The organism is Haloarchaeobius iranensis, assembly GCF_900103505.1.
GTDB classification, from domain to species: domain Archaea; phylum Halobacteriota; class Halobacteria; order Halobacteriales; family Natrialbaceae; genus Haloarchaeobius; species Haloarchaeobius iranensis.
The window spans coordinates 1-8,200 of the sequence record NZ_FNIA01000047.1 but is presented as its reverse complement, the minus strand read 5'-3'; the positions used below and the strand labels follow the sequence as shown (position 1 = coordinate 8,200).

Below are 8,200 nucleotides of genomic sequence, written 5' to 3'. Positions count from 1 at the left end.
CGAGCCACTCATCTTACAGCGTGGATCAAGACCGTTAACGCTAGGACATAACGCGCTCATCCGGGCAAAAGGCTACTCTCAGCGCTGGATGGCCGAAACATCGTATTCGACAACGAAGCGCTCGCTCGGCGATGCCGTGCGAGCGCTCGGCTGGTATCGACAGTTCCGTGAAATCGTCCTCATGTTCGCCATCTCCAACATAGAACCGCTCTGTGAACCTCTCTAACCATGACTCAGCATCTATTCAACACGGCAGGATATTCGGCGTCCAGACGTTCGTTCAGGTCATCAGCACCGCCAGGCTGTGGTGCAGTAACGACTTTGAACGTGTCAGCACCATGCCGAGGGGCAATAGCCACTGAGTCGAGACTCGTGTCCTCAGTTACCTCAACAGACACACGGCTCCCGATAGTTGCGCCTCGCGCTAGTCTTCTACCTCCGAGATTCAAATCGATGGTACCGTCTTCGAAGTCAATTTGATTCAGACGAGCAAATATATCGCTTGGCTCTGCCTCAACGTGCGAAATTGCAGAACCAGACACAGCAAACGTATATTTCCAACAGCCTGACGGCTCCCCATATATTGAACGCCGGGCAGAAACCGACGGATTACCCGCCTCCTCGAATGTACTCCCAAGGAACTGGAGTCGTTGTAGTGATTGGTGACCGAAGGGGTCTGGTTCTCCGATAATCGGTACTGGATCCCCAACAATCGGGTTCGGGTCCAGCTCTGCCGAGAATGTGTGGGTCATCCAGTTGCTAATCTCACCACTGGCTCTGGATTCAAAAGTTGAATCTGTAGATTGCGAAATGTCCACCTCTCCCGCATCCACGTTCGGAATCCCCGATACCCCCAGGAGCTGTAGTAGTTGGCGACGATACAGGTCCATCACTTTTGATTATGCCGCTATCACTTTTAATCCTTGCTACATAAATATTGCAATTATGTGTGTTAATGAAGTAGAAATGAATAGAGTACGCAGTACAGTCGAACTGCCGCTACGTTCCGACGGGCAGCGGTCGTAGCGACTGTTAGTCACAACACTGACCGAACCGCAGAACCGAGGAGCCCGGTAAAAAATCACCGGAGTGGTGGGCGACGACTGCTGACGGAGCCGCTACTCCCAGTGGTAGTCGACGTTGTCGTCGAGTTCGATGACTTCGATGTCGGAGTCGTTCCCCTCGCCCTGGTAGATGTAGACGTCCTCGTTGGAGCCACTCCAGCCGGTCGAGACCTGGCCGGAGACGACGACGTGGTCGCCCTGGTCGTCGACGTTGTCGTCGTACCACTCGAAGTCCTGCGTCTCGACGGTGCCGTCGTCGATTTCGATCTCGTACTCGCCACGGCCGCCTTCGGACTCGATGACGAGTTCGACCTCCGAATCGGCCGCGGCAGTACTGGAGAGGAGCGTGGCACCTCCCGCAGCGACGGCTGCGGTCGCACCGGTCTTCTTGAGAACCGATCGTCGACTCAGAGCAGTGTCGATGTCTTGCGACATGCAAGCTCCCGTTTCGATGAGAGGATAATAAAAGTTGCTAATAGCGATTACTTATGGTATCTAATTTATTTTGGTAGCTATACTCTCGGGTACGGTAACACGGTGTAACACGAACATACAGAATTCAGATATGTAAAATTCGAAATTCTCGTTTTGAATGATAACGAACTTGTCTGTATCTTCTCCGGCACACCACACGTCGAGGTGCCACAGCGGTGCGGCCAACACCTGCATCGAGTCGTGGTTCTGGTCGGCCAGGGTAGAATAAGCCCGCGTTCACCAGCGTATCTGCTCCGCCGTCGAGTCGTATTCGAGGACTCCCAGCTCGGCCATCATGGGGAGGTGGACGTGGTGCAGGCTGATCTCGATGCGGTCGACGAGCGCCGCTCTCGTGTCGTCGGCACCGGCCTCTCGCTCGGCCACCGTCCTGGCCAGTGCCCGTCGAGGGACGGGTGGCGTCAACGTCGTGAGTTCCGAGAGGAGCTTCCGACGCCGTCCCGAGGTGAGCAACCGGTGGTAGTCGTCTTCACTCAGGTGAGCGATCTGGGCCCGCGCAACGTCGTCGAGGGAGTTGATGGGAGCGTTCGACATGGCTGTGAGTGTCCATCCGACACGAGGGACCACCGATGGATAGTCGCTCTCTAGAAGATATTAGGCCCGTCTCCGGTCGGTGGTGGGCGAGCCCCCTGGGTCCCACTCCCGTTGACACGCTTCCAGCAACGATTGTGTGTGTATCTGGTGATGAAACGTGGTTCCGCCGGCGGAGAAGCTAAGCCTCACCGTCGCTTCCGGAGACGGTAATGTCCCGACCACCGTTGACTGAACCACTTCGAGAAACGCTCGCGTGCTTCGAGGAGGCCGGGACGCCGCTCTCGACGACCGAGGTCGCCGAGCGGCTCGACCTCGGCCGTCGGGGCACCTACGACCGACTGGACCGCCTCGTCGACCACGGCCGACTCGAAACCAAGTCCGTCGGGTCGAGTGCCCGGGTGTGGTGGCAGCCACTCCACGACGCCACCGACAGCAAGTCCGGGACCGTCTCATCGCTCCTCGACAACGTCCCCGGAATCGTCTATCGATGTCGGACCGTCACCGGTGGGTCGATGGAGTTCGTTAACGAGGCGACCACAGCAATCACGGGATACGAACCGAGCGTCCTCGAATCCGGTGCGGTCACCTGGGAAGACGACGTGGTCGTCGCGGCCGACAGAGCCACTCGCCGGGAGGACATTCGGACGCAACTCGACGACGACGACGAGTTCGTCCTCGAATACCGAATCTCGACCGCAACCGGCGACACTCGCTGGGTCCGGGAACGGGGCCGTCGGGTGTCGGACGATGATGCGTCGTCCCCGTGGTTCGAGGGGGTGATAACGGACGTTACCGGGCGCACGGACCACGAGCGCGTACTCGAACGGTACAAACGGATGATCGAGACCGTCGGTGACGGAATCTACGCGCTCGACGCGGACGAACGGTTCATCGCCGTCAACACTGCGTTCTCCACCATCGTCGGCTACGACCGGGACGAACTCATCGGGATGCCGGCGTCGACGGTCACGTCACAGCGCACCGTCGAACGAATCCGCGACCGCACGGGAGCGGTGCCCCCTGACGAGCGGACCGTCGTGACGATACCGGAGACGGTGAGGACGGAGGAAGGGGACGCGATTCCCGTCGAGAACCGCGTGACGACCTTCGACGACGGCGAGGGAGGGGTCGGGCGGGTCGGGGTAATCCGTGACATCTCGGACCGGCGGGCACGCGAGCGCGAACTGGAACGGTACGAGACCATCGTCCAGACGATGCAGGACTGGGTGTACACCGTCGACAGCGACGGGCGGTTCACCTTCGTCAACCCCAGTTACGCCGAGATGTTCGACAGACCACCCGGCGAACTCGTCGGAGTCCCCGCGAGGACGCTGGTCGACGACGCCGTCGCCGAACGTGCCCAGGAACTCGAACACGAACTGGTGGCCGGCGAGCGGGAGGAGGCGACCCTGGAAGCGGAGTTCGAGACCAGCAGCAGGGAGTCCGTCGTCGCGGAGGCCAAGTTCGGTGTCAACCGGCTGGACGGTGGTGATTACGAGCGGATCGCCGTCGTCCGTGACATCACGGAACACGTCGAGTACGAACGAGCGCTCGAAGTTCGGATGCACCAGCTGGACGCTCTCAGCACGCTCGGTCAGGTGGCACTCAGCGACACGGACCCGGAGTCGATCATGGCCGAGGCGGTCGAACTCGTGAGCGAGGCGCTCGGGACGGAGTACTGCAAGGTCCTCGACCTGACCGACGACGGGGACGAACTCCGGCTCACCGAGGGTGTCGGCTGGCACGAGGGAATCGTCGGAAACGCGACCGTGTCGGCCGCCGACGACTCGCAGGCGGCCCACACGCTGGCGAGTTCCACGCCGGTCGTCGTCGAAGACCTCGCGACCGAATCCCGGTTCAGCGGCCCGTCCCTCCTGACCGACCACGACGTGCGCAGCGGAATCAGTTCGATAATCGGGCCACCGACCGACCCATGGGGAATCCTCGGGGCGCACGACACGGACCGTCGGGAGTTCTCCCAGCAGGACGTCGACTTCGTCCAGTCGGTCGCGAACATCCTCGCGAGTACCATCCACCGACACGAGTACGAGCAGACGCTCCTGCACCAGCGAAAGCGCGTCGCCGCACTGAACGACCTCCACGACGTCGTACAGGAGATAACCGACGCCGTCATCGAAGAGTCGACACGCGAGGCGATCGAGGCGACCGTCTGTGAACACCTGACCGCCTCGGAGTCGTACCTGTTCGCCTGGATCGGCGAAGTCGACGACAGGTCCCGGACCGTCGAGCTGTGTACGGAAGCCGGAGTCGAGGGATACCTCGACGATATCGTCATCTCCGTCGACTCCGACAACCCCCGTGGGAAGGGCCCGACCGCTCGGGCGTTTCGAACAGGCGAGATACAGACCACAGGGGACGTGACGACGTACGAACACTACACCCCGTGGGAGGACCACGCCGACCGACACGGGTTCCGGTCGTCTGCGGCCGTCCCCATCGCCTACCAGGATACCGTCTACGGCGTGTTGAACGTCTACGCCGACCGACCGGGGGCCTTCGAGGGAGACGAACGCGCCGTGTTCGCCCAACTCGGCGAGATCGTCGGCCACGCTATCGCAGCGACAGAACGGAAACGGGCGCTGATGAGCGACGAAGTGGTCGAACTCGCGTTCCGAATCACCGACGTGTTCGACACGCTCGGCGTTCCCACCGACGATTCCGCGACGATTACGTTCGAACACGCAATTCCGCTCGGCGACGGGGCCTACGTCGTCTACGGGACCGCGACCCCGACAGCCGTCGAGGGCCTCCACACCCTCGTCGACAAACGAGCCGACTGGGAACGCATCAGTTTCCGCGACGGCGCGGGCTCCGAATCCCGACGACACTTCGAACTCCACCTCTCCAGTCCCCCGATTCTCTCGACCATCGCCGCCGTCGGCGGTGCTGTCGAACGAGCTGTCGTCGAGGACGGCGACTACCAGATGACAATCCACCTCTCTCCGAGTACCGACGTACAGCGGGTTCTCGACGCCGTCATGGACACCTTCCCCGATGTTCAGGTACTCAAGCACCGCCAGATCACGCGGGCCGACCAGTCTGGCGAACTGACTCGGGATGTGCTGGTCGACGAACTCACCGACCGACAGCGGACGACGCTCGAAACGGCGTACCGCTCCGGATTCTTCGAGTGGCCACGCAGCGCATCCGGTCAGGCGGTCGCCGAGACGCTCGGAATCGCGCCGCCGACCTTCCACCAGCACCTGCGCAAGGCCGAACAGAACGTGTTCGAACAGGTGTTCTCGTCGACCACGGGTGACCCCTCCTGACCACTCCGGTTCCGTTCGATTGCAGACTCGGTCGGGTCTGCAGGTACTCCGTCGCGAGAGATAGCATCCGTACACCGATTTAAGGACAGAACGCCAAACCATTCATAATATATGTTATATTTTTCAAAATATTCCTATACTACTAGCCTAGTCTATCGGATATGGCCAAAGGTAAGGTATTGGTTGTTATGTTGATTCTATCAAACGTCTTAGCAGGTTGTCAAACAGGTCCTGGACACGGAGAAGAAGAATACTATTTGAAGGGAGAAATGCTTGAACAACAGCCTGCAAACGTAACAGTCGTGAATATTTCAAATGAATCGATACAGGATGTCTCTCTATTATTCAGTATTATCAATCGAACAAATGAAAGCGATATCAACGACGTGAATATGGATATCAACGAGACACAGTACGAGTCACTGGAACATATTATTGCCCGGCTCCCAACCTACACGGAGTCGTTTAATCCTAACGAGGAGCGTGAACTGTACGTTCGTGTGGGTGAACAGCTGTACCAGATAACCCTCTGGAAAGGTAGAGGTGGTTAGAATACTCCGGCGCTAAAAAACCTGCAAGGGCGAGTTCCCCGACTCGCCGGGGTCGGGGGTGAAGCCAGACAATCAGTCTAGTGTTCCGTCTCCTCGACATACCGTTCAACCACCTCCTCAGCCACTGCTCCCGTCGTCCCTACGTAGTACCTGACCTTCCAAAATCCACCACCCCAGAGATACGACTCCCGAATCTCGGGATACCGATCCAACAAGTGCTTTCCCGAATACGCCTTGAACTGCCGAGCGATGTCCGCCGGACTGTGTTTCGGGTCTGTTTGCACGAACAGGTGTACGTGACCGTCCGCAATCTCCAACGCCAGAATCTCGTGTCCAAAGTGGTCGGCAGTCTCACCGTTGGTCCACGTCCACACTCGTCTCCACTGGGACGCCGGAGCGTAGCGTCTGGAGGTTCACACAACTGTATTCCGCAGCGTCGGTGAGCTGCTCGACGAGTTCGGGGTCCGTGCCGTCCGCCGCCCGGATGTCGACGTGGCACTGCATCTCCTGAAAGCCGACCGGGACGTCCTGCTCGACGACCAGTGTTCCACGTACGTCCACGTCCGCCGTGACCTCCACTGCGAGGTGTTCCAGCGTGACGTCGAGTCGTCCGGCGACGACGCGAATGGTCGAATCGAGGCATGCGGCGAGGGCTCCACAGAGGATGTCACCAGGATTCGGGGCGTCGTGAAACCCCCCGACTGCGCTGTGGATACCGAATTCCCAGGCAATCCCGTAATCCTGGCTCCCCGGTTCGATGACGCCGTGGAACGGGTCCGTCTCGGTCCCGCCAGTCGTCTTCGCCCGGTCAGTGATCGTCGCTTCCCCGGGTGCGTCCCCGTAGCGGCCGTACAGCGGCATCTGGCGGTCTTTCACGTCGACCGGTTCGCGATCCGTGGGCCGTCTGTTTTCCTGTGTCATTGGTAATCCACCCCGGGTCCCTCGGCATCGTGCGGGTGGTTCCCGGGTACGTATACGGGTGCGACATCGGTCCAAATACCTATCTGATGAAACGATGCGGACCCACGTGGGACTTTCAGGGCGTGTCGCGGTTTCATGCTGTGTCCCTATCCGCTACCTTCCGAGGAGACTCGGTCCGGAGTGACACGCCGGGCCTCCTGGCGATACGACTCGAACGTCGATTCCGCCCACTCACGCGCTTCAGGTGCGTCGGTGTCGACGTACACCTGCAACACCCCGCTGTCGGGGTCGTACCCGCCGATCCCGATACGGTCGTCGTAGATGAGGATTCTGAAGAGCGGCAGGGAGTCGTGCAACCAGAGCGTAAACGAGTTGCTTCCGAACACTTCAGCGGCCTTCTCCGGGTACGTCGATGCGATGTTCGCCGAGACTGCGGGCGGAAAGACGATCTCCGTGTCCATCCCTTCGACGATCTGGTGGTACAGGACCTCGAAGTGGTGTGGCGCCGTCAGGCCGGCGTCGAACCCGCGGAGGCACTCAGTCTCCCGGTACAGCTGGGCACAGCGGTTTGCCGGTCCGTACGGATCACCGGGCTCGGCGACCGTTACGACCGCCTCGGCGACCGTCTCTAGCGTGAAGCCGTTCACCTCGCTCGGGAGCCACCCCCAGACGTTGCGGAGGCGTCGCTCCGTGTTCATTCGGTCGAAGAAGTTCGTGAAGTGTTTCGCGACGAAGGCACCGGGTTTCGTCAGCTCGTACTCGTACCCGTCGCGACTGACCCAGCCCCGCTCCTCGAAGTCACCGAGGATACGACCGACGGTAGCCGCGGACGCGCCGGTCGTCGCCTGCAGCTCGTCCCGGTCACACGGCCCCTCGCGTAATGCGACGAGCGCATCGACACGGTTCGCCGAATCCGCGAGAAACCTGATGTCGTCGAGGGTCGAATCCATGCGACAGGTTTGCACTGACCGGTATTATGTCCCGGGGGATTCCATCGAACCCACGAGAACGAACGGGAGCGGTCGGTTCTCACAGTGAAGAACCTGGCCGAGTCGTAGCACTCGCCCGACCCAGAGCCGGGTATCGACGAATACATCCAGACGCCGGATCCCCTTGCTGTCGGCACCCCGGCTATAGATGTAGGTATAGATAGTTAGAATTTAAATACAATACTTCCGCAATTTATCTGCATGACCGACGACCCGACGCTCGAACTCCCCGACGACCAGGGGAACGGAGCGTCGACCGACGACGACGGGCGTGTCCCGCCGCCCATCCCACCGGGTGACCCGGACGCCTGGTACGCACCCGACGTGCGGGACCACTACACCGTCCACGGCGACGTGGT

General features: G+C 60.3%; 7 protein-coding genes and 2 pseudogenes. 3 read left to right on the top strand and 6 right to left on the bottom strand.

The features are described 5' to 3' along the window. Window positions 1-226, top strand: a pseudogene (locus BLT27_RS18515) (IS5/IS1182 family transposase); the annotation flags it as partial. 7 nt (window positions 227-233) lie between these two features. Here BLT27_RS18515 and BLT27_RS19420 read toward each other — a convergent pair. The 3 genes from BLT27_RS19420 to BLT27_RS18505 all read right to left on the bottom strand — a co-directional run bounded on the left by BLT27_RS19420 (window position 234) and on the right by BLT27_RS18505 (window position 2,090). Then, a complete protein-coding gene (locus tag BLT27_RS19420; protein WP_139172423.1) occupies window positions 234-890 on the bottom strand; it encodes a hypothetical protein in 657 nt (218 codons plus the stop codon). A 228-nt stretch (window positions 891-1,118) separates the two neighbouring features. Further along, on the bottom strand, window positions 1,119-1,499 hold the full coding sequence (locus BLT27_RS18510) for a twin-arginine translocation signal domain-containing protein (RefSeq protein WP_089736571.1): 381 nt from the start codon (window positions 1,497-1,499) through the stop codon (window positions 1,119-1,121). A 276-nt stretch (window positions 1,500-1,775) separates the two neighbouring features. Then, window positions 1,776-2,090 (bottom strand): DUF7344 domain-containing protein, encoded by a 315-nt coding sequence (locus BLT27_RS18505; RefSeq protein WP_089736569.1) that lies wholly within the window; start codon window positions 2,088-2,090, stop codon window positions 1,776-1,778. Between the two features lie 209 nt (window positions 2,091-2,299). On the opposite strand from BLT27_RS18505, the gene BLT27_RS18500 reads away from it, so the two are divergent. Both BLT27_RS18500 and BLT27_RS19415 read left to right on the top strand, forming a co-directional pair. Then, entirely contained in the window at window positions 2,300-5,380 is a 3,081-nt protein-coding gene (locus tag BLT27_RS18500; protein WP_089736566.1) for a PAS domain S-box protein, read from the top strand. A gap of 161 nt (window positions 5,381-5,541) precedes the next feature. Further along, complete coding sequence (locus BLT27_RS19415) at window positions 5,542-5,931, top strand: hypothetical protein (protein WP_139172422.1); 390 nt, start codon at window positions 5,542-5,544, stop codon at window positions 5,929-5,931. A gap of 77 nt (window positions 5,932-6,008) precedes the next feature. On the opposite strand, the pseudogene tnpA reads toward BLT27_RS19415, so the two are convergent. From tnpA to BLT27_RS18485, 3 genes and pseudogenes are all read right to left on the bottom strand, one after another. Next, window positions 6,009-6,284: pseudogene (gene tnpA / locus BLT27_RS18495) on the bottom strand (IS200/IS605 family transposase); the annotation flags it as partial. Continuing rightward, on the bottom strand, window positions 6,283-6,792 hold the full coding sequence (locus tag BLT27_RS18490) for an OsmC family protein (protein WP_175526522.1): 510 nt from the start codon (window positions 6,790-6,792) through the stop codon (window positions 6,283-6,285). The gene BLT27_RS18490 and the pseudogene tnpA, both read right to left, overlap by 2 nt. 206 nt (window positions 6,793-6,998) lie before the next feature. After that, a complete protein-coding gene (locus BLT27_RS18485) occupies window positions 6,999-7,802 on the bottom strand; it encodes a helix-turn-helix transcriptional regulator (protein WP_089736561.1) in 804 nt (267 codons plus the stop codon). Window positions 7,803-8,200: the final 398 nt, after the last annotated feature.

Bases quoted from the DNA above. Each gene is read 5' to 3' on its own strand.
- BLT27_RS19415 (WP_139172422.1), top strand. From the start codon at position 5,542: ATGGCCAAAGGTAAGGTATTGGTTGTTATGTTGATTCTATCAAACGTC.
- BLT27_RS18485 (WP_089736561.1), bottom strand. From the start codon at position 7,802: ATGGATTCGACCCTCGACGACATCAGGTTTCTCGCGGATTCGGCGAAC.
- BLT27_RS18500 (WP_089736566.1), top strand. From the start codon at position 2,300: ATGTCCCGACCACCGTTGACTGAACCACTTCGAGAAACGCTCGCGTGC.
- BLT27_RS18505 (WP_089736569.1), bottom strand. From the start codon at position 2,090: ATGTCGAACGCTCCCATCAACTCCCTCGACGACGTTGCGCGGGCCCAG.
- BLT27_RS19420 (WP_139172423.1), bottom strand. From the start codon at position 890: ATGGACCTGTATCGTCGCCAACTACTACAGCTCCTGGGGGTATCGGGG.
- BLT27_RS18510 (WP_089736571.1), bottom strand. From the start codon at position 1,499: ATGTCGCAAGACATCGACACTGCTCTGAGTCGACGATCGGTTCTCAAG.
- BLT27_RS18490 (WP_175526522.1), bottom strand. From the start codon at position 6,792: ATGCCGCTGTACGGCCGCTACGGGGACGCACCCGGGGAAGCGACGATC.